The organism is Kribbella sp. CA-247076 (assembly GCF_050942445.1).
Taxonomy (GTDB): domain Bacteria; phylum Actinomycetota; class Actinomycetes; order Propionibacteriales; family Kribbellaceae; genus Kribbella.
The window spans coordinates 3,082,017-3,103,523 of the sequence record NZ_CP192051.1; the positions used below are offsets into that span (position 1 = coordinate 3,082,017).

The 21,507-nt window shown below is 68.9% G+C and carries 20 protein-coding genes; 13 read left to right on the forward strand and 7 right to left on the reverse strand.

All coding sequences use genetic code 11. From position 1 onward, the window contains the following. Window positions 1–12 precede the first annotated feature (12 nt). Window positions 13–804: a hypothetical protein gene (locus tag ACQPYZ_RS14605; RefSeq protein WP_433168386.1), complete on the reverse strand. Its 792-nt coding sequence runs from the start codon at window positions 802–804 to the stop codon at window positions 13–15. 248 nt (window positions 805–1,052) lie between these two features. Here ACQPYZ_RS14605 and recA point away from each other — a divergent pair, with 248 nt between their 5' ends. The 3 genes from recA to ACQPYZ_RS14620 all read left to right on the forward strand — a co-directional run bounded on the left by recA (window position 1,053) and on the right by ACQPYZ_RS14620 (window position 4,640). After that, window positions 1,053–2,126: a recombinase RecA gene (gene recA, locus ACQPYZ_RS14610; RefSeq protein WP_433168388.1), complete on the forward strand. Its 1,074-nt coding sequence runs from the start codon at window positions 1,053–1,055 to the stop codon at window positions 2,124–2,126. 1,273 nt (window positions 2,127–3,399) lie between these two features. Further along, window positions 3,400–3,894 (forward strand): regulatory protein RecX, encoded by a 495-nt coding sequence (locus ACQPYZ_RS14615; RefSeq protein ID WP_433168389.1) that lies wholly within the window; start codon window positions 3,400–3,402, stop codon window positions 3,892–3,894. 353 nt (window positions 3,895–4,247) lie between these two features. Further along, window positions 4,248–4,640, forward strand: coding sequence for an MmcQ/YjbR family DNA-binding protein (locus ACQPYZ_RS14620; protein WP_433168391.1), 393 nt, complete (start codon window positions 4,248–4,250; stop codon window positions 4,638–4,640). 417 nt (window positions 4,641–5,057) lie between these two features. Here the strand turns inward: ACQPYZ_RS14620 and ACQPYZ_RS14625 are convergent, their stop codons facing one another. Continuing rightward, a complete protein-coding gene (locus tag ACQPYZ_RS14625; protein WP_433168392.1) occupies window positions 5,058–6,023 on the reverse strand; it encodes a helix-turn-helix transcriptional regulator in 966 nt (321 codons plus the stop codon). 62 nt (window positions 6,024–6,085) lie between these two features. Here ACQPYZ_RS14625 and ACQPYZ_RS14630 point away from each other — a divergent pair, with 62 nt between their 5' ends. From ACQPYZ_RS14630 to rny, 4 genes are all read left to right on the forward strand, one after another. Beyond that, the gene (locus ACQPYZ_RS14630) at window positions 6,086–8,347 is read left to right on the forward strand and encodes an ATP-binding cassette domain-containing protein (RefSeq protein WP_433168394.1); all 2,262 of its coding nucleotides are present in this window, start codon (window positions 6,086–6,088) and stop codon (window positions 8,345–8,347) included. Window positions 8,348–8,548: 201 nt separating this feature from the next. Next, window positions 8,549–9,382, forward strand: a complete 834-nt coding sequence (locus tag ACQPYZ_RS14635) for an Rv0909 family putative TA system antitoxin (protein ID WP_433168396.1) — start codon at window positions 8,549–8,551, stop codon at window positions 9,380–9,382. Window positions 9,383–9,605: 223 nt separating this feature from the next. Then, a complete protein-coding gene (locus ACQPYZ_RS14640; RefSeq protein ID WP_433168399.1) occupies window positions 9,606–10,100 on the forward strand; it encodes a hypothetical protein in 495 nt (164 codons plus the stop codon). Between the two features lie 434 nt (window positions 10,101–10,534). Then, entirely contained in the window at window positions 10,535–12,199 is a 1,665-nt protein-coding gene (rny, locus tag ACQPYZ_RS14645; protein ID WP_433168401.1) for a ribonuclease Y, read from the forward strand. Window positions 12,200–12,218: 19 nt separating this feature from the next. Here the strand turns inward: rny and ACQPYZ_RS14650 are convergent, their stop codons facing one another. After that, the gene (locus ACQPYZ_RS14650) at window positions 12,219–12,590 is read right to left on the reverse strand and encodes a nuclear transport factor 2 family protein (RefSeq protein WP_433168403.1); all 372 of its coding nucleotides are present in this window, start codon (window positions 12,588–12,590) and stop codon (window positions 12,219–12,221) included. Between the two features lie 78 nt (window positions 12,591–12,668). Between ACQPYZ_RS14650 and ACQPYZ_RS14655 the strand changes: the two genes are divergently transcribed. Continuing rightward, a complete protein-coding gene (locus ACQPYZ_RS14655) occupies window positions 12,669–13,157 on the forward strand; it encodes an N-acetyltransferase family protein (RefSeq protein WP_433168405.1) in 489 nt (162 codons plus the stop codon). A gap of 52 nt (window positions 13,158–13,209) precedes the next feature. Here ACQPYZ_RS14655 and ACQPYZ_RS14660 read toward each other — a convergent pair whose 3' ends face one another. From ACQPYZ_RS14660 to ACQPYZ_RS14675, 4 genes are all read right to left on the reverse strand, one after another. Continuing rightward, window positions 13,210–13,503: a DUF6458 family protein gene (locus ACQPYZ_RS14660; RefSeq protein WP_433168407.1), complete on the reverse strand. Its 294-nt coding sequence runs from the start codon at window positions 13,501–13,503 to the stop codon at window positions 13,210–13,212. A 132-nt stretch (window positions 13,504–13,635) separates the two neighbouring features. Then, window positions 13,636–14,799: an acyl-CoA dehydrogenase family protein gene (locus tag ACQPYZ_RS14665; RefSeq protein WP_433168409.1), complete on the reverse strand. Its 1,164-nt coding sequence runs from the start codon at window positions 14,797–14,799 to the stop codon at window positions 13,636–13,638. Between the two features lie 100 nt (window positions 14,800–14,899). Continuing rightward, the gene (locus tag ACQPYZ_RS14670; RefSeq protein ID WP_433168411.1) at window positions 14,900–15,478 is read right to left on the reverse strand and encodes a DUF1707 SHOCT-like domain-containing protein; all 579 of its coding nucleotides are present in this window, start codon (window positions 15,476–15,478) and stop codon (window positions 14,900–14,902) included. Continuing rightward, complete coding sequence (locus ACQPYZ_RS14675) at window positions 15,475–16,215, reverse strand: type 1 glutamine amidotransferase (protein WP_433168413.1); 741 nt, start codon at window positions 16,213–16,215, stop codon at window positions 15,475–15,477. Before ACQPYZ_RS14675 ends, ACQPYZ_RS14670 begins: the two co-directional genes overlap by 4 nt. An 87-nt stretch (window positions 16,216–16,302) precedes the next feature. Between ACQPYZ_RS14675 and ACQPYZ_RS14680 the strand changes: the two genes are divergently transcribed. The 5 genes from ACQPYZ_RS14680 to ACQPYZ_RS14700 all read left to right on the forward strand — a co-directional run bounded on the left by ACQPYZ_RS14680 (window position 16,303) and on the right by ACQPYZ_RS14700 (window position 21,499). Then, complete coding sequence (locus ACQPYZ_RS14680) at window positions 16,303–17,142, forward strand: FHA domain-containing protein (RefSeq protein WP_433168415.1); 840 nt, start codon at window positions 16,303–16,305, stop codon at window positions 17,140–17,142. A gap of 25 nt (window positions 17,143–17,167) precedes the next feature. Continuing rightward, window positions 17,168–18,412, forward strand: coding sequence for a 1-deoxy-D-xylulose-5-phosphate reductoisomerase (gene dxr, locus ACQPYZ_RS14685; RefSeq protein WP_433168416.1), 1,245 nt, complete (start codon window positions 17,168–17,170; stop codon window positions 18,410–18,412). Further along, the gene (locus ACQPYZ_RS14690) at window positions 18,409–19,719 is read left to right on the forward strand and encodes a M50 family metallopeptidase (protein ID WP_433168418.1); all 1,311 of its coding nucleotides are present in this window, start codon (window positions 18,409–18,411) and stop codon (window positions 19,717–19,719) included. Before dxr ends, ACQPYZ_RS14690 begins: the two co-directional genes overlap by 4 nt. Window positions 19,720–19,743: 24 nt before the next feature. After that, window positions 19,744–20,895, forward strand: a complete 1,152-nt coding sequence (gene ispG, locus ACQPYZ_RS14695; RefSeq protein WP_433168420.1) for a flavodoxin-dependent (E)-4-hydroxy-3-methylbut-2-enyl-diphosphate synthase — start codon at window positions 19,744–19,746, stop codon at window positions 20,893–20,895. 115 nt (window positions 20,896–21,010) lie between these two features. Then, on the forward strand, window positions 21,011–21,499 hold the full coding sequence (locus ACQPYZ_RS14700; protein ID WP_433169684.1) for a nucleosidase: 489 nt from the start codon (window positions 21,011–21,013) through the stop codon (window positions 21,497–21,499). Window positions 21,500–21,507: the final 8 nt, after the last annotated feature.

The following is a 21,507-nucleotide window of genomic DNA, read 5'->3' on the forward strand; positions in this document are numbered from 1 at the left end:
CCACGGCTGTGGTCAGACAGGTTTCACCCGGAAGGCGCTGCTGGTGAGCAGCTCCGCCGCCTCGTACGCCGCCTTGCGGATGCCCTTGCGTTCGTCGAAGAAGCCACCGACCACTCCGACGGCGGGAAGCTTGCCGATGAACCTTGCGCCGAGGCTGCCGCGCGGACGCTCCTCGAAGACGTCGCCGAGCCCGCCGAACAGCTTGCTGATCCGCCAGACGAGTCGTACGCCCTTCCGCAGTCCCGTCTCCTCCGACTCGTCGCCCAGACCGAGTTGCTTGGCGACGTCCTGGCCGGCCGCGGTCGGGTCGTCGTACTTCAGGACCTCGTCCGGGGTGATCGGGCGGTCGGTCAGCACCCGGGCCATGACCGCCGTACGGTCGGCGTGCGCCTCGACGCCGTACTCACGGCAGACCGCACCGATCACCATGGCCTGGACGGCTGCGCCGAGGGTGTCCTTGACCGGCAGGCGATCCGCGGCGGCACCGCTGATGCGGGGGAGTCCCGCGATGACGGCGGCGAACCCGCCGAGCCGCTCGACCCACCAGTCGCAGCGCTCCGCCAGCGGCAGCGTCGGCCACTCGGCGTGCCCGGGCACTCTCATCTTCAGCAGCCGGTCGATCGCCAGGATCAGGCCCTTCTCGGCCAGGTTCGGCTTCTCCTGGGCGGAGTACTCGGTGAGGAGGCTGCGGATGCCGAACGGGTCGGGGGTCCGCAGCGAGTCGAGCACGGTGTCGATGCCGAACTCCACCCGGCTGAGCGCGAGGACGACGGCGGAGTCGGGGATGTCTGGACGGTCTGCCACGCCGCAAGGGTAGGGAGTCGGCGGTCCACGAACGTTGCCGGGGAAGACTTCGGCGTGTCAGTTGCGATTCGAACACGTGTTCGGGATAGTTTGGTCCCTGAAGGTGCTCCCGGCGGCCGGTTTGTCCACAGCTTTCAGGTGGCGGCGAAAACTGTCCGACGTAACCCGTACCTTCTCTGGCGACAAGGAAATCCTTCGGGCGGCTGGGACAGCGGCCCCGATACGTAGATGGGTCAGGTGGCAGTCACATGGCTGGTGCAGCGAGTGCGGAACGCGCGGTGGCGGATCGTGAGAAGGCGCTGGCGACCGCGCTGACGCAGATCGAGCGGCAGTGTGGCAAGGGTGCGGTGATGCGCCTGGGCGAGCAGGGCAAGGCTCCGATCGAGGTCATCCCGACCGGGTCGATCGCGCTCGACATCGCGCTCGGGATCGGCGGTCTGCCGCGTGGCCGGGTGGTGGAGATCTACGGCCCGGAGTCCTCGGGTAAGACGACGGTCGCCCTGCACGCGGTGGCGAACGCCCAGCGGGCCGGCGGGATCGCGGCGTTCATCGACGCCGAGCACGCGCTCGACCCGGAGTACGCGCGGAAGCTGGGCGTCGACACCGACGCGCTGCTGGTCTCGCAGCCCGATTCCGGTGAGCAGGCGCTCGAGATCGCCGACATGCTGGTCCGCTCCGGCGCGATCGACATCGTGGTGATCGACTCGGTGGCCGCGCTGGTGCCGCGCGCCGAGATCGAGGGCGAGATGGGTGACAGCCACGTCGGTCTGCAGGCCCGGCTGATGAGCCAGGCGCTGCGGAAGATGACCGGTGCGGTCAACGGCACCGGTACGACGGCGATCTTCATCAACCAGCTGCGCGAGAAGATCGGCGTCATGTTCGGCTCGCCGGAGACCACGACCGGTGGTCGCGCGCTGAAGTTCTACGCGTCGGTCCGCCTGGACGTGCGCCGGATCGAGTCGCTCAAGGACGGCACCGACGTGGTCGGCAACCGGACCCGCGTGAAGGTCGTGAAGAACAAGGTGGCCCCGCCGTTCAAGCAGGCCGAGTTCGACATCATCTACGGCCAGGGCATCAGCCGCGAGGGCAGCCTGCTGGACCTCGGCGTGGAGCAGGGCTTCGTCCGCAAGGCCGGTGCCTGGTTCACCTACGAGAGCGACCAGCTCGGTCAGGGCCGGGAGAACGCGCGGAACTTCCTGCGCGACAACCCCGATCTGGCCAACGAGCTGGAGAAGAAGATCAAGGAGAAGATGGGCATCGGCCCGACCCTCGACGCCCCGGCCGACGAGGCCGCCACGGCCGAGGTCGATGTCGACTTCTGATCGACCCGCTGCGGACGGCAGCGCTCCCCGGCCTCCCGCCGAGGACGCTGCCGCCCCCGCGGCCCTGTCCTTACCCCACGCCGACCGCCTGGCCCTGGCCCGGGCTCTCCTCGCCCAAGGGCCCAGCGCGGACCCGTCACCCGCCGACGGCGCCGACGTGAACACTCAGCGTCGGGCGCGGGCCGCCGATCCACAGGCTGAGGCGGCCGGCGCCATACCCGACGATCTGTCGGACACGCGTCGCCCCCGGCGAGCCAGTGGGGTTCGGCGTACTGCGAGAAGCGACGACGACCCGTGGGAGGACGAAGCTTCCGGCGAGTTCTCCGACTCCGGGCGAGCACGCCCTCGTGTCGGCCGAATCCGTCAGACACCTGCACCGCTAGACCCGTGGGGAGATGGTGGGGACGGCTTCGACGAACCCGACGACGAACCCGTCGAGCCGTTGGAGTCAGGTCAGGACGGCGGTCGTGCCGGTGGAGTTCGGCGTGCCGGGCGATCCCAGGATCATCGCGCCGCCGCTATGGCCTTCGCAGCCGACGACCCGCCGCCAACGAGCCCGACCCGAAGTAACCACAAGCCGGTCGCCCCCTGGGCTGATGAGCCTGACGCCGTACGCGATCACGGGGCGCAGGAACCACGGCTTACCTCTGACCAGAATGTCGACGCGACCGGAGCCGAGCAGCCACCGCGGCCTGTTGCTGACGCCGCAGACGCGCGAAACGCGGAGGACCAGGCACTCAGGAGCACGGTCACCACGACCGCCACGACCTCGGTGGCCTCGGTCAGAGACAAGCGCCGAACGGAAGCTGGATCGAACGTTGAACCTGATGCCGGCGCAACCCGAGAACCTCGGGGACGAGCCGACGCCGCACGTCCTCGTCGGGAGGCCAAAGCTCCGTCCAAGGCTCAACGCGATCCCGGACCGGCGCGGCCTCGGCGGGGTGCGGAGACTATGGCCGCGTCTCGAGGTGAGCCCGAGGCGGTGCGACCTCGCCGCGATGCAGAGGCTGAGTCCGAGGCTCGATCGGACTCCGAGTCGGCGCGGAGTCGCCGGGACGCGGGAGCTGAGTCTGAGGCTCAGGGTGAGCTCGAGGTGCGAGGGGAGCGCGGGGCTCGGCGGGAGGGCGGTGTAGGTGGTCGGGGTGGGAGCCGGAAGGTGGTGCGGCGGCGGGAGTTCGGTGGTGGATCCGGTCGGCGGGGAAGACGGCGGGGGGCTGACGGGCCGGAAGGAGTGCCGGACCCTGAGCTCGACTCAGAGGCAGATCCGCATTCGGTGGCGCGCACGATTCTCCTGGACAAGCTGACGGGCCAGCCGCGCACACGTGCTGAGTTGGCCGGCCTGCTGGCGGAGCGGGAGATCCCGGACGACGTCGCGGACGAAGTGCTTGATCGCTTCACGGATGTCGGCCTCATCGACGACGCCGCGTTCGCGAACGCCTGGGTCGAGTCGCGGCATCGCGGCCGCGGCCTCGGGAAGCGCGCGCTGGCCCAGGAGCTTCGCCGCCGCGGTGTGGACGATCAGTTGGCCCGCGACGCACTCGACGAATTGGATCCGGCGCAGGAGGAGGAGACGGCCCGCGCTCTGGTACGCCGAAAGCTCAAGTCCATGCGCTCCTTGGACCGCGAGGTCGCCATGCGCCGTCTGCTAGGCATGCTCGCCCGCAAGGGCTACCCCGGCGGCCTAGCCATGACCATCGTCAAAGAAGAACTCTCCGCCACCCACGAAGAACTCCCCCTCCTAGACCCCTCCGGCCTAGAACCCGACTAATCCCCCCAACCCAACAACCTCGCAGATTCGACCCGCTGACCATTTGGCTGGTTGACCCACCAACTGGTCGGTTCTCCAGCCGTCTCCCGGGTGGACAACCCACAAGCTCGTGGGTCCACCCCTCAAATGGTGGAAGGGGTGGGGGCGGTGATGGTGGTGGTGCGCGGGTCGGGGTGGGGCCGGCGGCGGGGCCGTTGCGTCCGCTGGCGTTGGCGACGCTGCTGAGCAGGCTCGGTAGCGGCTGCTGATGACGGTCACGACGTTCCCAGATCTCGGCCGGGTGCTCCGACGCCCCCGAGTCTCATCCGATTGGTGTCTCGGCAGAGACCGGGAGTGGGGAGTAGCTTGAGCGGATGGCGAGTCTTGAGGATGTGGAGCGGCTGGTGGGGGAGTTGCCGGAGACCGTCGAGACGACTCGGCACGGGAGTCGGACGTGGACGGTCGGCGGCAAGGCGTACGCGTGGGAGCGGCCGTTCAGCAAGGCCGATCTCCGGCGCTTCGGCGACGAGACTCCGCCGGCGGACCCGATCCTGGCGATCCGGGTCGAGGATCTTGCCGAGAAGGAAGCGGTGCTCGCGGCGCGTGCGGGGGACGGGTTCTTCACGATTCCGCATTTCGACAACTACGCCGCCGTACTGGTCGAGCTGGACAAGGTCTCGGAGCCGGTCCTGAGGGAGGCGCTCGCCGACGGCTGGCTCGTCTTCGCGCCGCCGAGCTTGGCGAAAGCGCACCTCGACCGGAAGTAGGCACCCGCGCGCGACCCGCGGAATACCGACGGGAAGCGGCGGCAGACCGAGGCCACAAACAGGACGGGACCGTCGGCTTCGCGCGCTGCTTGGTCTCGTCGGATTCGCGGTTGTCGTGCCCGACCGCACCGACCGGCCAAACCCACGGCCGTTCTCGTCATCGCGCTCTACGACCCGCTGGGGTAACCGATTGGCACCCGGGACGGCCTCGCGGGCTCGCTGTCGCGGCCCAGGCTTGGGGGTCCTCGTCACAACGGGTCTGCACGAACGTGCGTTGCCTTGGCTGCGTCCCAGAAACCAGAACTGCCCGACGGTGGCGGATCGGATGGCGACCGCTCGAGCGAATGGATCTGCGGCAGGTGGTTAGTGCCGGCGCTGGTGACCATCGGGCGGAGTCAGGATGCGGCAGTCAAGGAATCAGGATGCGGCAGTCAAAAGGCGGTGGGCGAAGGCCTGCAGTTGAGCGGCGAAGGGTGAGTTCGCCGCGAAGTGGAAGTCGGTGTCGAGGAAGGCGAGGTTGAGGAGGAGGTACTGCCAGGAGTCAGTGGCGAGGGTGACCGAGGTGTGGTTGGCATCGAGGGAGTGGACCTCGGCGTCTTGGTATCTGAGGGCGTCGATGACCGTGGTGGCGGGGGCATCGATGGTGAGGGTGATCGAGTGCTTGGCTCGGTTGAGGCCCTGCCGGAGGTACGCGGTTGCGGACTCCGCGGGGAGCGGGCGCGGGGTGTAGCGGGTGTTGGTACGGCGTTCGTCGGTGAGCCGGTCGAGTCGGAACACTCGCCAGTCGTCGCGGTCGAGGTCCCATCCGAGCAGATACCAGCGCAGGAGATGGTTGATCTGGCGGTAGGGCTCGACGCGGCGGATCGCCTGCTCGCCGCGGGCGTTGACGTAGGAGAAGGAGATCGTCTCCTGGTGGGCAATGGCTTCGGCGATGGTGCTGAGTTGTTCGGCAGCGACCGCAGGAGCGGGCTGGGGACTGGTCTCCAGACTCGAGCGGACCGAGACCACCCGGGCTCGAAGGCGAGCCGGCAAGAACTGGTCCACCTTGCCGTACGCGCGCGTCGCAGCATCGTCGATCCCACGCTCACTGGTGGGTTCGGACGGACCGACGGCGGCGAGGGACGCCAGCGCGAGCAGCGTCGCGACGGCCTCGTCGTCGTCCAGGACGAGCGGCGGGAGTGTGCGACCGGCTGCGAGCCGGTAGTACCCACCCGGTCCGGGCTGGGTGTCGACCGGGTAGCCGTATCCGCGCAGCCTGTCGACGTCCCGGCGTAACGTGCGCGGGCTCACGCCGAGCCGCGCGGTCAGTTCGTCGCTGCTGAACGACCGGCCCGACTGCAGGGTCGACAGCAACGCGAGCATACGTGCGGTGACATCAGCCATTCCTCGATGATCGCAGGAAATGCGGTCAGGATCCGGCCACATCTGGCCGTAGCGTCGTCGGCATGACGCAGCGAGCCATCACCCTTCGCCGAGCCCGCACGAACAACCTGGCCGATCTGGACCTCGACATCCCACGGAACCAACTCGTGGTGTTCGTCGGCAGATCCGGGTCAGGGAAGTCGTCGCTGGTGTTCGACACGATCGCCGCCGAGGCCGGGTTCCAGCTCAACGAGACCTTCCCGCCGTTCGCCCGGAACCGGCTGCCGAAGTGGACCCGACCGGACGTCGAGCACATCGGTGGCCTGACGCCGGTGATCGTCATCGACCAGCGCCGGATCGGCGGCAACGCCCGTTCGACCGTCGGCACGATCACCGATGCCTGGACCTATCTGCGACTCCTGTTCTCCCGACTCAGTACGCCGTACGTCGGTGAGTCGAACCACTTCTCGTTCAACGATCCGGTCGGCATGTGCCCGACCTGCTCCGGGCTCGGTGAGGTGGTGGTGAGCGCCGTCGACAAGTTCCTAGACCTGGACAAATCGCTCGCCGGCGGCGCGATCCTGCTGCCGGGCTTCGGACACGGTGGCTACTGGCATGCGCAGTACGCCGACATCGGCACGTTCGCCGTGGACACCCCGTTGCGCGAGTGGAGCGAGCGGGAACGACAAGCCCTGCTGTACGGCGGTGAAGCGGCGGCCGCGCTCGGCCGGAAGCTCCCGAAGGACTACGAGGGTGTCGTCGAGCGGTTCGAGCGGATCTACCTGCACACGTCCGACAACCTGTCCGAGCGCAAGCAGGACACGATTCGGAGATTCACCCGATCAGGGACCTGCCCGGACTGCGCCGGCGACCGCCTCAACCACGCCGCGCGGATGGCGATTGTCGACAATCACACAATCGGAGAGTTGGCACGACTCGAGATCTCCGAGCTGCTGGACGTCGTACGCACGATCGATGCGGCCGGCGTCGTACCGGTCGTGGAGGCGTTGACCGCTCGGTTGGAGGCGATGGTGACGATCGGGCTCGGGTACCTGACGTTGTCCCGGGCAACGACCACGCTGTCCGGCGGCGAGTCGCAGCGGATCAAGACCGTGAAGCACCTCGGGTCGAGCCTGACTGAGATGACGTACGTCGTGGACGAGCCGACCGTCGGCCTGCATCCAACCGATGTCGAGTCAATGATCGAGCTCCTCGAACGCCTGCGGGACAGCGGCAACAGCGTGCTCGTCGTCGAGCACGATCCGGCGGTGATGGCGCATGCGGACCAGGTCATCGAGGTGGGTCCGGACGCGGGGAGTGCGGGTGGGCGACTGGTGTTCCAAGGGACGTTCGCGGAGCTCGGTCGCGCTGGTACGGCGACCGGTCGGGCGCTGGCCCGGAAGCGGCCGCTCAAGACGGCACCGCGTCAGGGAGATGGAAAGCTGACGGTGGTCGATGCCAAGCGCAACAACCTCCGAAACCTGACCGTGAGCGTTCCGACCGGGGTGATGAGTGTGCTGACCGGTGTTGCGGGCTCTGGCAAGTCAAGTCTCGCGGAGGAGTTGGTGACGCAGCATGCCGCGGTGGTGATCGACCAGAAGCCGGTGAGTACGAACCGGCGATCGACGCCGATCACGTACACCGGGATCGCGCCGGCGATTCGCAGGATGTTTGCCCGGCACAACGACGTACCCGCGGGGTTGTTCAGTGCGAACTCCGAGGGAGCCTGCCCGGACTGCAAAGGATTGGGCGTGATCTATACCGACCTGGCGTTCATGGAGGGGCGGGAAGTGGTCTGCGAGACGTGCCGTGGGCGTCGCTTCACGCCGGAGGTGCTGGCACACGCCGTGGACGGGTTGTCGATTGCGGACGTTGACGAACTGACCATTGACGAGGCGATTGGGCAACTACCTGATGCCGGGATCGCTCGGGCGTTGCAGCAGTTGACTGCGGTCGGATTGGGGTATCTGCGGTTGGGGCAGTCGTTGAACACCTTGTCGGGCGGTGAGTGTCAGCGGGTCAAGATCGCCAAGGAGTTGCGGCAGGCTGACCAGCCGACCACCTACGTGCTCGACGAGCCGACGACCGGGCTGCATCTGAGCGACATCGACACGCTGCTGCACGTGCTCGACAGCTTGGTCGATCACGGGCATACGGTCGTCGTGGTGGAGCACAACCTCGACGTCATTCGGCGGGCCGACTGGCTGATCGACCTAGGGCCGGGCCCGGGGCGACATGGCGGGACGATCCTTTTCGAAGGGCATCCGGGCGACTATCAGGGCCGGGAGACTCCGACCGGTACGGCGTTGACGAGCGATGGTGGGTGGTCGGATGCGTTGGGGTGAGCTGGGCAACGGTTCGCTGCTTGCGGGAGGGGACTAGGCGGCTCCGGGGAGTCGCCGGACACGAATCGGTGGGGTCGTGGGCGGCGAGGGGCGTTGACGGGTGGGGGTTCACGGTGTGTCATCCGAAGTGGGGCCGGTGTTTGGGCCGGTCCGTAGGCTGGCATTTTCGGTCGATCCGCCCCTGACACCGCGGAGGGTGCAATGAGCGATTTCCAGGAACAGGCGAAGAACTGGCTCCGGAACGTCGTCAAGCAGAACCCGGACAAGATCAAGGCTGGCGTGGAGAAGGCCGGCGATCTGATCGACAAGCAGACCGGCGGCAAGTACGCCGAGAAGGTCGACACCGTCCAGCAGAAGGTCGGCACGTACGTCGACTCCCAGTCAGGCGAAGCGGCCAACACCACCCCCGACCAGCCAGGCGCGGACCAGCCGGCCGAGCAGCAGTCGAGCGGGCAGCAGCCGGGCGAGCAGCAGGCGGGCGGTCAGCAGGCGAGCGGAGAGACCGGAGGCACGAGCACGGCGGAATCGCAGGACGCGGAGCAGTCCACCGGTGAACCGGGCAGCGGTGGAGCGGGGAATGCGGGCGCCGAGCGGTCAGGCGGTCCAACCAGCGAGCAGGCGGGTGGGGATGCTGGGAGTGCTGCGGCTGAGTCGGGGCCGGATGATGGGGCGCCTGATGCTGCGGGGCAGGCTGGTACGTCGGGTCAGGGCGGCGGGGTGCCCGAGGCCGGAGGTGGCGGAGACCCGGCCGACCGTGGTGGAGCTGAGTCGGCGGGCGGTGACGGAGCACCGCGCGGCGACGGAACTGCGGGTGGCGACGAAGCACCGCGTGGTGACGGAGCTGCGAGTGGCGATGGAGCTGCGGGTGGTGGGGGAGTTGTTGGTGGGCAGGCTCCCGATCCGGCGGCTGAGCCGTCGAGTTCGGCGGGCTCGGTGCCTGACGGAACGCAGACCGGCGGCACCGTCACCGGATCGACCGAGTCCGGCGACTCGAACCCAGAGTCGGAAGGCGGCCTCCCCGGCCCGCGCCCGTAGCACCAAACGGGCCGCACCCAGCGCGATGATGGGTGCACCGTCTCAACCCGTTGTACGTGCGCAGCGTGCGACCCGTCGTAGGTGCGCGGCGTACAGCCCGTCGTACGTGCGCAGCGTGCGCGGCCCGGTCGAAGGGGCAGTGCGCTGTTGTCAAGGCGGCGCGCCGCGGTGGTCGCGGTGAGTAGTTGGTTGACTTTAGAGTGTCATCCTCAGGGAGGGTGGCATGGGGAGCTCGCGGCGGCGGATCCGGCGGCGTAAGCCGGCGCGGTTCAAGGCTTGGGGATTGCTTCTCACGGTACTCGCCGCGATAGCGGCGTATGGCGGCCAGTGGACCGCGGCTGTGGTCTTCGGCGGGATCCTGCTGTTCTATCTGCTCGCGGTCAGGCTGACCCGATGCCGGGTGGAGACCGTGAAGCATCGGCCGTGTCTCTGGATAGTTCGGGGTCTGGCGGGCACATGCGACTACCACGTGGGGTACAAGCGTGGTTTGCCGCGGCTCGTGCGGGGTGAGGGGTTCGGCGGGCTGCCGACCTTGATGTGGCCTCGGGACGATTTCGCCGGGCTGACGGCCATGCGGTTTGAGCCACAGCCGCAACCAGGCAGGGCGGTGACACCGCAAGCCGGCCGGCGTGGGTATGAGGGGCTGACGGTGCTGCTGACTGTCGGTGGTTTGCTGATTGCGTTGGTCGGGGTGGTGCGGGACTTCGTGGCGGGATGAAGGGACCGGGGGTGGGGTGTCCGTCTTGACCGGGGTGGGGGGCGCGCTTAGCCTCGGAAACAGTAAGGGATCACTCCACCTGATGGTGGCGGTTATAGCACCGGCAGGTCGGTTGATCACCGGCCGACCGGCCGGCGAGAAGACAGACACCACGCTCGACCGAGCTGAAGACTGACGACGGCGACTCGCAGCGCCGTCGATAGACGGGCACCGCGTTCGCGGTGGCGGCCAGTAGTTGGAATTGGGTGATGCACACCCAGAGGCCGCCGGAAGCGAAGCGGTACCGCCGCAACGGAAGGACATGCACCGCCGTACCCCGGTGGTGCGGTCAGCCGTACCGTCGGCGGTAGTCCGGTCAGCTGTACCTGTGGCGAATCCCTTCGACCGACCACAAAGTCCCGCCTGGTGCGTGACTCGAAAGAGGGGAGACGCCGATGAGCGCTACGTCAGTCGGGCTGTCTCTGATCGGACTGCTGATCGCCGGGTTGTTGGCCTGGATCGGTTTCACCCTCTCCCGCCGGAAGGCCGCCGAGGGGTCGGCGGCCGCCGAGCTCGAGGCTGCCACCATCACCGCCGGCGCGAAGTCCGCGGCCGAGGCGGTCCGCCGCCAGGCCGAGGAGGAGGCGGCGGTCCTGCGGGTCCGGGCCGAGGCGGCCGAGCAGCGGGCGGAGGAGATCCGTCGCGCCGCGGAGGACCGGGCCTCGGAGGTACGCCGGGAGGCGGAGCAGCGGGCGTCCGACGTACGGCGGGAAGCGGAGTCGGAAGCGCAGTCGATCCGGGACGACCTGCGCGAGCAGCGCCTGGAGATGGAACGCCGGGAGCACCGGCTGACCGAGCGGGAGGAGCGGCTCGACGAGCAGCACCGCGCGATCGAGGAGCGCCAGACCGAGCTGACCGCGCAGCTGGCCGAGCTGGATCGGCGCAAGGCCGAGATCCGGGACCTGGAGGACGAGCGCCGGCGGATCCTGGAGGGCGTCGCGAACCTGACCACCGAGCAGGCGAAGGCCGAGCTCGTGGCGGCGATCGAGGCGGAGGCGAAACGGCACGCGCACACGATCGTGCGCGACCTCGAGCGGCAGGCGCTGGACGAGGGTGAGACGAAGGCGCGCAAGATCATCACCGGGGCGGTCCAGCGGCTGGCGTCGGAGCAGACCAGCGAGTCGGTCGTCTCGGTCGTGCATCTACCCAGCGACGACATGAAGGGCCGGATCATCGGCCGTGAGGGCCGCAACATTCGGTCGTTCGAGCAGACCACCGGGGTCAATCTGATCATCGACGACACCCCGGAGGCAGTGCTGCTGTCCTGCTTCGACCCGGTACGGCGGGAGACCGCGCGGCTGACCCTGGATTCGCTCGTCCTCGACGGCCGGATCCACCCGAGCCGGATCGAGGAGATCTACGAACGCAGCAAGGGCGAGGTCGCTGAGCTGTGCGAGCGGGCCGCCGAGGACGCGATGGCGGAGGTCGGCATCACCGACCTGCATCCGGAGCTGGCCCGGACGATGGGGCTGTTGCGCTACCGGACGTCGTACGGGCAGAACGTGCTCAAGCACCTGGTCGAGTCCGCGCACATCGCCGGGATGATGGCGGCCGAGCTCGGGCTGGATCCGAAGCTGTGCAAGCGCGGCGCGTTCCTGCACGACGTCGGGAAGGCGCTGACGCACGAGTCCGAGGGCAGTCACGCGATCGTCGGGGCCGAGTTGGCCCGCAAGTACGGCGAGAACGACGACGTCGTCCACTGCATCGAGGCGCACCACAACGAGGTCGAGGTGCGGACGGTCGAGGCGGTGCTGACCCAGGCGGCGGACGCGGTCAGCGGTGGCCGGCCGGGCGCGCGGCGGGAGTCGCTGGAGGCGTACGTGCAGCGGCTCGAGCGGCTCGAGGAGATCGCGATGCACCACGACGGGGTCGAGAAGGTGTTCGCGATGCAGGCCGGCCGGGAGATCCGGGTGATGGTGCTCCCGGACGCCGTCGACGACATCGGCGCGCAGGTGATGGCGCGCGACATCGCCAAGCAGGTCGAGGAGGAGCTGACCTACCCCGGCCAGATCCGCGTCACCGTCGTCCGCGAGTCCCGCGCCACCGAGGTCGCCAAGTAAGGCGCCCGAAGGCGCACCTTCAGTCGGCGTACTTCGCTCGCCATGCGGGTCGCTCGAACGGGGCCCCGTAGATCCGGGTCTCCCGCGCGATCCGCCCGTCCCGGAACTCGACGACGTTCGCGACGAAGTAGATCTCCCCGTCGTAGTCGGACCGGCCGAGCAGGACGAAGTGGTCGCCGCTCCCGGTGATCCGCAGGACCTCGATCGACGGCGGGTTCGGGTACTCCCGCTGCATCTCCCGCATCGTGTCCCGCCCGACGATGCGCTCCCCGGACTGCGGCATCTCCAGCACGTAGTCCTCCGTACGCAGCTCGTGCTCGGCCTCGGCCGACAGCGCCAACTGCCCTTCAGCGGCCCACAACCGCTCCAGCAACTCCCGATTCCGGTCCATGCGTCTACGGTCCGCCCGACCCTTCAGGCAGCCTTAAAGCAGGTGCGGCTCGCCGCGACTGCGCCGTACGGTCGGACGATGGATATCAGGCCCGCCACCCAAGCCGACCTCGAGCGGCTGATCGCTTCGGCCGAGCCGGCCTCGCAGCACCACCTGCGCGAACGCTGGGAGACGCAGCACCGCGGCGACGGCCTGTTCCTGCTCGCGCACCGCGACGGCGAGGTCGTCGGCCACACGATGCTGTTCAGCCGGTCGAAGTACGCCGAGGTCCGCGCCGCGCACGACGTCGCCGAGATCAACGCACTGCACGCCTACGTCCCCGGGCAGGGCGTCGGTACGGCGATCATCCGCGCGGCCGAGGCGATCGCCGTCGACTGGGCCAAGCCCGCGATCGGGCTGGCCGTCGAGGCGGACAACGCGGGCGCCCGCAGGTTGTACGACCGGCTCGGCTACCGGCCGTGGGACGGCGCGGACGTCGTCGACACCTGGACCGAGAAAGATGCCGAGGGCAACGTCGTCCGGAGCCACGCAGACCCCTGCACCTACCTGCTCAAACCGCTCGTCTAGTCCCGGCGCTGTTCCTCGCAGATCCCTGCACCTACCTGCTTACGCCTCTGGGCTAGTCCCGGCGCTGTTCCTCGCGCAGGTGGGACGGGGTGACGTCGATCGGCCGGGTGGCGACCTGCTCCGGCGGGTCGGTGTTGTACTGCTTCTCCACCGACGGGTCGATCACGGTGAAGTCCTCCCGCTTGTGCGGGTTGGCGAGCCGGTAGGACACCCAGATGCCGGCCACGCCGGCGAGCATGATGATGATCCCGAGCGCGGTCAGGTTCAGCGACTCGGAGGTGTCCCGGACGGCGAAGGCGATGATGGCGCCGAGGGCGATCAGCGCGATACCGGCACCGATCCTCATGGTTGCTCCTTCCTGGCGTACGAGCGCCGCGGGCGGAGACGGGCACAGTGTGACACAGCGCGGGGTGTCGCGATGACTTTGTGTAGTCCCCGCTCACTCACGGTACCCAGGGCGGCAAACCTCATGCATGGTTCAGCGGAAGGCGGCCTGCCCGGTCAGCGCCTGGCCGATGACCAGCTGGTGGACCTCGGAGGTGCCCTCGTAGGTGAGCACGGACTCCAGGTTGTTCGCGTGCCGCATGATCGGGTACTCGCCGCTGATGCCGTTGGCGGCCAGGATCGTCCGGCACTCGCGGGCGATCGCGATCGCCTCGCGCACGTTGTTGAGCTTGCCCACGCTGACCTGCTCGGGCCGCAGCGTGCCCTTCTCCTTCAGCCGGCCGAGGTGGACGGCGAGCAGCAGGCCCTTGTTCAGCTCGACCGCCATGTCGGCGAGCTTCGCCTGGGTCAGCTGGTAGCCGGCCAAAGGCTTGTCGAACACGGTCCGCTCACCGGCGTACGCGAGTGCGGTCTCCAGGCAGTCCCGGGCCGCGCCCATCGCGCCGAAGATGATGCCGAAGCGGGCCTCGTTCAGGCAGCCGAGCGGGCCGGACAGACCGCGCGCCTCCGGCAGGAGAGCCGACCCCGGCAGCCGTACGTCGGCCAGCACCAGCTCCGACGTGACCGACGCCCGCAGCGACAGCTTCCCGGTGATCTCCGGCGCCGAGAACCCCGGCGTCGACGTCGGTACGACGAAGCCGCGCACGCCGTCGTCCGTCCGGGCCCATACGACGGCGACGTCGGCCACCGAACCGTTGGTGATCCACATCTTCGAGCCGTTCAGCACCCAGTCGTCGCCGTCGCGGCGCGCGGTCGTGCGCATCCCGGCCGGGTTCGAGCCGAAGTCGGGTTCGGTCAGCCCGAAGCAGCCGATCGCCTCGCCGGCGGACATCCGCGGCAGCCACTCGTTCTTCTGGTCCTCGCTGCCGTACTTCCAGATCGCGTACATCGCCAGCGAGCCCTGCACCGACACCAGCGAACGCATCCCGGAGTCGGCCGCCTCGATCTCCAGGCAGGCCAGCCCGTACGCGACCGGCCCGACGCCGGCACACCCGTACCCGGTCAGGTGCATGCCGAGGAACCCGAGGGCACCCAGCTCCTTCGCCAGCTCACGCGCCGGGATGCTCGCGGACTCGAACCATTCCGGCAGCGACGGCCGCAGCCGCTCGTCCGCGAACCGCCGCGCGGTCGCCCGGACGTCGACCTCCTCCGCGGTCAGCAGCGAGTCCACGTCCACAAGATCCAGCGAAGCCGTCATGAAGCTCACGCTAGCCGCTACGGCGACCTCCGGGAGCCACTCGGCGGTGTCGCCTGGTTCACGCCGCTGCACTCACGCCGCTGAACTCATGCACAGCGGCTCACTTCCGGTACCAGGGCCACCACCAGTGCCGCTTGCGCGCGTGCCGCACGATGATCGAGCCGTGCTTCGCCTGACCGGTCACCCGCAGCCGGACGCCGCCGGCCCGGGGCGTGGTCGCCTTGTTCTTCGCCGCCCCGTGCACGATGTCGACGGAGTCCAGGTCGATGCTCCAGCCCTCCGGCACGATCATGATCACGGAGCTGTGCTTGGCCTGCGCGTCGACATGAATCTCCGGCCACCGGACCAGCGCTTCGGTGAAGTCGAGGCGAACCGAGGAGTGCACGGCGACCGCGACCACGCGCTCGGGCACGGTCCACGGGCCTTCGCGCTTCTGCGCGCTGTACTTCGCCCGGATGGTCAGCTCGGCCGCGTTGCTGCCGTGCGCGACCGGGACCAGGTCCGCGGTCACGTTGCGCAGCTCGAGCTGGGTCTTGGCGGAGTAGATCTGGGTGAGCCGCTCGTCCAGTTCCTGGAAGTCGAGCCGCCCGTCGCTGTGCGCTTCCTGGACCATCGCGGCGGCTCGCTCACGGTCGTGGTCAGAGGCCCGGTGACCGGGCGGCGGCTGCTCCAGACTCATTCCCCAACGGTAGCGTTCCCACCGGTCGCGGCGGGCCGCACACCGACGTCCAGGAACCGGTCGAACACCGCGGACCAGGTGTGCTCCAGCTCATTCTCCCGCCGCTCCGCCTCGGCGATCACGGTGTCCGGGTCGAATCCCCACGACCGCATGCCGTCGGCGTCCCAGCGGCGTACCCGGTCGAGGGTGACCTCGGGATGGAACTGAACACCCCAGCTGCGGCCGATCCGCAGCATCTGGTGCTCGCAGCGTTCGCTCGACATCAGGGGTACGGCGTCGGCGGGCAGGCGGGTGATCTGGTCCTGGTGACTCTCGACCGCCCGGACTGTGGCCGGCAGCCCCGCGAGCAGTGGGTCGTCTTCGGCGGCCGGCAGCAGGCTGAGTTCGGTCACGCCCTTCTCGGGTAGACCGTGCTTTCCACGCACCTCACCACCGAACGTGTGCGCCAGCAGTTGCGCTCCGAGGCAGATGCCGACCACCGGCACCGTGCCGTCCTCCGTAGTCGCGCGCAGCAGCGCCCGCTCGGCCGGCAGCCACGGTGAGGCGTCATCGGCGTCGGGAAGCATCCCACCGCCGAGAAGGATCAGCGCGGCGTACGCATCGGCGCTGGGCGGAATCGGCTCACCGTCCCAGGCCCGGACGACGACCGGCTCCAGACCGCGGTCGTTCAGCCAGCGGAGCAGTCGGCCGGGGCCGCTGCCGGGGTCGTTCTCGACGATCAACACAGCGTCAGACACGGGCGCCCACGCTAGACCACGGGCGGCACACCGACGGACGCCGTACCGAAGTCGCGGTTCCGGAATACTGAACTGCCGGGGGTGAGGATGGAACCGATCAGTGGATTCGTGCGGGCCGTTGTCGGCGACGTGGCCTTCATCTTCGGCAAGGGGATGGTGGGTGCGTTCCTGCTCGCGCGCCGCAAGGTCCGGTCGTTGCGCCCGCGGCTCGACGTACTCGTGCGGTCGCCCGGTCAGTACGTGCCGCTGTCCCTGCCCACCGGCACTGTTCCCGTCGTCGACCGGCTCGTCGGGCTCGAGGGCCTCGGGCCCGCGCCGCTGCTGACCGTCGAGTTCACACCGGGCGACTCCGGCGCCGAGGCGCATCTGGAGGCCAACGACCCGGTCCTGATCACGATCACTGACGTCAGTCACCGCGAGTACGACGCTCTGGTGCTCACGACCACGCTCGGCGGGGCGGCGTACGCACAACTGCCACCGGGGTACTACCACGTGTCCGCGGTGGTGATCGACGAGTCCGACGACCTGCTGCAGGGGTACGGCGCTCAGCACAACCTGCGCGTGGACAAGGGGGACGACCTGATCGTCTCGCTGCCGATCCGCTCCGCCGGAGCCGGGCAGATCGCGTCGGCGCTGGACACCGGGACCCAGCCGGTCCTGGTCGGCACAGACGGGGACGTCGTACCGCTGCTCGATCTGGTGCGGATCGGGCGCGCGTCTGATTGCGACCTGATCCTGGACCGGCCGCAGGTGAGCCGGCACCACGCGGAGCTGCTGAAGATCGACGCGACCGGCTACGAGCTCCGCGACCTCGGCTCGACCAACGGGACCCGGGTGAACGGTGAGGCCGTGCGGACCGCGATGGTCCGCGACGGCGACCAGCTCCGCTTCGGACGCCAGCAGTTCACGCTCTACCTCGCCGGGTAACTACTTTCCGTGCCGACCTGGGACAATGGCTGGCGTGAATTCGCGAACCGTCGTCATCCTCGGCTCGACCGGCTCGGTGGGCACGCAGGCGCTCGAGCTGATCGGCCGCAACCGGGACCGCTTCCGCGTGCTGGCGATCTCGGCCGGCGGCGACAACGTGGCCTTGCTCGCCGAGCAGGCGCTGGAGTTCGGCGTCGAGGTGGTCGCGGTGGCGAAGGCCACAGTCGCCCAGGACCTGCAGTTGGCGTTCTACGCCGAGGCGCAGCGCAAGGGCTACGCGCAGGGCGAGTTCCGCATCCCCAAGATCGTCACCGGCCCAGAGGCGGCCAGCGAGCTCGCGGCGATGCCGTGTGACGTGGTTCTCAACGGCATCAACGGTTCGGTCGGGCTGCAGCCGACGCTCGCCGCGCTCGATGCCGGAAACACCCTCGCGCTCGCGAACAAGGAGTCCCTGGTCATCGGCGGTCCGCTGGTCACCCGCCGGGTGAAGCCGGGCCAGATCGTCCCGGTCGACTCCGAGCACAGCGCGATCGCGCAGTGTTTGCGCGGCGGGTCGGCCGACGAGGTGCACAAGCTGGTGTTGACCGCCAGCGGCGGCCCGTTCCTCGGCCGGGCCCGCAGTGAGCTCGCGGACGTCACGGTCGAGCAGGCCCTGGCCCACCCGAACTTCGCGATGGGCCCGGTGGTCACGATCAACTCCGCGAACCTGGTGAACAAGGGCCTCGAGCTGATCGAGGCCCACCTGCTGTTCGGCCTGCCGATGGACCGGATCGACGTCGTCGTCCACCCGCAGCAGGCGATCCACTCGATGGTCGAGTTCGCCGACGGGTCGACGATCGCGCAGATCGGCGTACCGACGATGACGGTGCCGATCGCGCTCGGGCTCGGCTGGCCTGACCGGATACCGGACGCGTCGCCGCCGTGGAACTGGGCCGAGGCGAGCACCTGGCAGTTCCTGCCGCTCGACGGCGAGGCGTTCCCGGCGGTGCAACTGGCCCGCGAGGCGGGCACCCGCGGCGGGACGGCGCCGGCGGTGTTCAACGCCGCCAACGAGGTCTGCGTGCAGGCGTTCCGGGACGGGCGGCTGCCGTTCCTGGCGATCGTCGACACCGTGGCCCGGGTGGTGACCGAGCACGACGTACCCTCGTATGAGGAACTGTCCGTCGACGACGTCCTCGCCGCCGACGACTGGGCTCGCGCCCGGGCCCGGGAGCTGACCGCCACGACCGACCGTAGGACCGACCACAGCCAGGAGACCACGAAGGCATGACCGCGCTTCTCACTGTTATCGGCATCGTGCTGTTCGTGGCCGGCATCCTGATCTCGGTCGGCCTGCACGAGCTGGGGCACATGCTGCCGGCGAAGGCGTTCGGGATGAAGGTGACCCAGTTCTTCGTCGGTTTCGGCCGGACGCTGTGGTCGACCAAGCGCGGTGAGACCGAGTACGGCATCAAGGCGATCCCGGCCGGCGGGTTCGTCCGGATCATCGGGATGATGCCGCCGGCCAAGGGTGAGGACCCGAGCAAGGTCCGGAAGGCGAACACCGGCCCGATCCAGTCGATGGTGGAGAACGCTCGCACCGCGGAGTACGAGACCATCGACCCGGCCGACAACGGCCGACTCTTCTACCAGAAGGTGTGGTGGAAGAAGCTGATCGTGATGGCGTCCGGCCCGCTGGTGAACGTGGTGATCGCGTTCGTGCTCTTCGGCGGCCTCTTCATGCTGTACGGCGCCAACGTCGCGCAGACGACCGTGGCCACCGTCACCGACTGCGTCGTACCCGCCTCCGAGGCGACCGCCGACCGCAAGTGCGAGGCGGGTGACCAGGTGTCGCCGGCCAAGACCGCAGGCTTCCAGGTCGGCGACCGGATCGTTGCCTTCAACGGCACCCAGATCACCAGCTGGGACCAGCTCACCCCGCTCATCCGGGCGAACACCGACAAGCCCGCGACGATCGTTGTCGAGCGCAACGGTGCCGAGCAGACGCTGCAGACGAACACGATCATCAACCAGGTCCGCGACGAGGCCGGCTCGGACAAGATCGTGTCCGTCGGGTTCCTCGGCGTGTCGCCGGAGATGAAAGTCGAGCGGCAGGACTTCGGCTTCGTCGTCAGCAAGATGGGCGAGCTGACCGTCGCGACGGTCAAGGCGATCGGCAACTTCCCGGAGAAGCTGGTCGGCGTGGCCAAGTCGATCGTCGGCGGCGATCGCGACGAGGACAGCCCGATGAGCGTCGTCGGCGCCAGCCGGGTGGCCGGCGAGATCGCCTCGAACCAGTCACTCACCGGCGGCGAGCGGATCGCGTTCCTGATCTCGCTGCTCGCCTCGCTGAACCTGTTCCTCGCCCTGTTCAACTTCATCCCGCTGCTGCCGCTCGACGGCGGCCACATGGCCGGCGCGATCTGGGAAGGCCTCCGCCGCGGCATCGCCCGGCTCTTCGGCCGGCCCGACCCCGGGTACGTCGACGTCGCCAAGCTGCTCCCGGTCGCGTACGTCGCGGCCAGTGTGATCGTGGTGATGGGCGTCCTGCTCGTCATCGCCGACATCGTCAACCCGATCAGGCTCTTCAACGGATAACGCTCCTCAACGGATAAAGGACCCATGAGCATCAACCTGGGCATGCCCGCGCTGCCTCCGCCGACCCTCGCTCCGCGCCGCAAGACCCGCCAGATCAAGGTGGGCAAGGTGCTGGTCGGTGGTGACGCGCCGATCTCGGTGCAGTCGATGACGACGACGCTGACCGCGGACGTCAACACGACGCTGCAGCAGATCGCGGAGCTGACCGCGGCCGGCTGCGACATCGTCCGGGTGGCCTGCCCGTCGCAGGACGACGCGGACGCGCTGCCGGAGATCGCGCAGCACTCGCAGATCCCGGTGATCGCCGACATCCACTTCCAGCCGAAGTACGTGTTCGCCGCGATCGAGGCGGGCTGCGCGGCGGTCCGGGTGAACCCGGGCAACATCCGCAAGTTCGACGACCAGGTGAAGGAGATCGCGGCCGCCGCCAAGGACCACGGCACCTCGATCCGGATCGGCGTGAACGCCGGGTCGCTGGATCCGCGGCTGCTGCAGAAGTACGGCAAGGCGACGCCGGAGGCGCTGGTCGAGTCGGCCGTCTGGGAGGCGTCGCTGTTCGAGGAGCACGACTTCCACGACTTCAAGATCTCGGTCAAGCACAACGACCCGGTCGTGATGGTGCGCGCGTACGAGCTGCTGTCCGAGGCCGGCGACTGGCCGCTGCACCTCGGCGTCACCGAGGCCGGGCCGGCGTTCCAGGGCACGATCAAGTCGTCGGTCGCCTTCGGTGCGCTGCTGTCCAAGGGCATCGGCGACACCATCCGGGTGTCGCTGTCGGCGCCGCCGGTCGAGGAGGTCAAGGTCGGCCTGCAGATCCTGCAGTCGCTGAACCTGCGCGAGCGCAAGCTCGAGATCGTCTCCTGCCCGTCCTGCGGCCGCGCCCAGGTGGACGTCTACACGCTGGCCGAGCAGGTCACCGCCGGCCTGGAGGGCATGGAGGTCCCGCTCCGCGTGGCCGTCATGGGCTGCGTCGTCAACGGCCCGGGCGAGGCCCGCGAGGCCGACCTGGGCGTCGCCTCCGGCAACGGCAAGGGCCAGATCTTCGTCAAGGGCGAGGTCATCAAGACCGTCCCCGAAGCCGCCATCGTCGAGACCCTGATCGAAGAGGCCATGCGCATCGCCGAGGAGATGGGCGAGTCCGTCGACCCAGGCGACCCCACCGTCACCGTCGGCTGAGCAGCACCAGTTCGCACCGGGATTTGGTGCCGTCGGCGAAAGGTTCGCTCTGAGGGTGACGGAGTACTTGGTGGTCAGCGCGGTTGCCGGCGAGGCCAGGTATGTGCCGGCGAGGGTGCCGGTGGTGGTGAGTGGGCTTGGGAAGACTGCGGCGGCGGTGGCTACTGCGCGGGCATTGGGGGAGCGGGATACGAATGACCTGGTCGTGTTGAATGTGGGGACGACCGGGGCGTTGCGGGATGGGATGGCGGGGTTGTACCTGCCGTCGCAGGTGATCAACCACGACATCAACGCGGACGCCGTACGGGCGTTGGGGATCGATCCGCAGGAGACGTTGCAGGTCGAGGGCGGGGACGGGACGGTGCTGGCGTCGGGCGATGTGTTCGTGACCGATCCCGCCGTACGGGCCCGGCTGGCCGAGCGAGCGCATCTGGTGGACATGGAGGCGTACGGCGTCGTCTACGCGTGCCGTGAGTACGGCGTACCGGTGCGGGTCGTGAAGCACGTATCCGACTCGGCCGACGAGAGCGCCCTCGACTGGCCGGCCCTGGTCGACGCCAGCGCGAAGGTGCTCGGGGAGTGGGTCACCGCCTACGTCTCCTGAGATCGCCG

Excerpts from the sequence above, each read along its gene's own strand:
- recA (WP_433168388.1), top strand. The coding sequence starts at position 1,053 with ATGGCTGGTGCAGCGAGTGCGGAACGCGCGGTGGCGGATCGTGAGAAG.
- ACQPYZ_RS14620 (WP_433168391.1), top strand. The coding sequence starts at position 4,248 with ATGGCGAGTCTTGAGGATGTGGAGCGGCTGGTGGGGGAGTTGCCGGAG.
- ACQPYZ_RS14625 (WP_433168392.1), bottom strand. The coding sequence starts at position 6,023 with ATGGCTGATGTCACCGCACGTATGCTCGCGTTGCTGTCGACCCTGCAG.
- ACQPYZ_RS14630 (WP_433168394.1), top strand. The coding sequence starts at position 6,086 with ATGACGCAGCGAGCCATCACCCTTCGCCGAGCCCGCACGAACAACCTG.
- ACQPYZ_RS14635 (WP_433168396.1), top strand. The coding sequence starts at position 8,549 with ATGAGCGATTTCCAGGAACAGGCGAAGAACTGGCTCCGGAACGTCGTC.
- ACQPYZ_RS14640 (WP_433168399.1), top strand. The coding sequence starts at position 9,606 with ATGGGGAGCTCGCGGCGGCGGATCCGGCGGCGTAAGCCGGCGCGGTTC.
- rny (WP_433168401.1), top strand. The coding sequence starts at position 10,535 with ATGAGCGCTACGTCAGTCGGGCTGTCTCTGATCGGACTGCTGATCGCC.
- ACQPYZ_RS14650 (WP_433168403.1), bottom strand. The coding sequence starts at position 12,590 with ATGGACCGGAATCGGGAGTTGCTGGAGCGGTTGTGGGCCGCTGAAGGG.
- ACQPYZ_RS14655 (WP_433168405.1), top strand. The coding sequence starts at position 12,669 with ATGGATATCAGGCCCGCCACCCAAGCCGACCTCGAGCGGCTGATCGCT.
- ACQPYZ_RS14660 (WP_433168407.1), bottom strand. The coding sequence starts at position 13,503 with ATGAGGATCGGTGCCGGTATCGCGCTGATCGCCCTCGGCGCCATCATC.
- ACQPYZ_RS14665 (WP_433168409.1), bottom strand. The coding sequence starts at position 14,799 with ATGACGGCTTCGCTGGATCTTGTGGACGTGGACTCGCTGCTGACCGCG.
- ACQPYZ_RS14670 (WP_433168411.1), bottom strand. The coding sequence starts at position 15,478 with ATGAGTCTGGAGCAGCCGCCGCCCGGTCACCGGGCCTCTGACCACGAC.
- ACQPYZ_RS14680 (WP_433168415.1), top strand. The coding sequence starts at position 16,303 with ATGGAACCGATCAGTGGATTCGTGCGGGCCGTTGTCGGCGACGTGGCC.
- dxr (WP_433168416.1), top strand. The coding sequence starts at position 17,168 with ATGGCTGGCGTGAATTCGCGAACCGTCGTCATCCTCGGCTCGACCGGC.
- ACQPYZ_RS14690 (WP_433168418.1), top strand. The coding sequence starts at position 18,409 with ATGACCGCGCTTCTCACTGTTATCGGCATCGTGCTGTTCGTGGCCGGC.
- ispG (WP_433168420.1), top strand. The coding sequence starts at position 19,744 with ATGAGCATCAACCTGGGCATGCCCGCGCTGCCTCCGCCGACCCTCGCT.